1 pseudogene is annotated in these 347 nt (G+C 30.8%); it reads left to right on the top strand.

Annotated features, from left to right (window positions below):
* Positions 1–347 (top strand): annotated as a pseudogene (locus KAR67_RS09470) (motility associated factor glycosyltransferase family protein); the annotation flags it as partial.

Here is a 347-nt window from a genome sequence, read left to right as displayed (position 1 = left end):
CATTTTTATAGGACAGGATTTAGCTTATGCTGAAAATGGCAATTCTCATCCTGATGATTATCAAAATTCAGCTAATTATGAAAGTCAAATGTATGAACATATTTTAACCGAGGCTTATGGTGGGAAAGAAAAAATCAAAACTCACCATGTCTGGCTTATGTTTAAACGAAATTTAGAGCAAGATGTGCAAAAAATACAAAAGTATTTAGATACTAAAATTTACAACTGCACCGAAGGTGGAGCAAGGATAGAAGGAACCATAGAAAAACCTTTTTTATGGGCTTGTGAGAATTTGCTTGATAAAGATTTAAATAAACCTTTTGAAAAATTAGAACCTTTAAGTTTAA

This window comes from Campylobacter sp. JH32 (assembly GCF_017846535.1).
Classification (GTDB): Bacteria; Campylobacterota; Campylobacteria; order Campylobacterales; family Campylobacteraceae; genus Campylobacter_D; species Campylobacter_D coli.
This window is presented reverse-complemented; position numbering and strand designations above follow the sequence as displayed.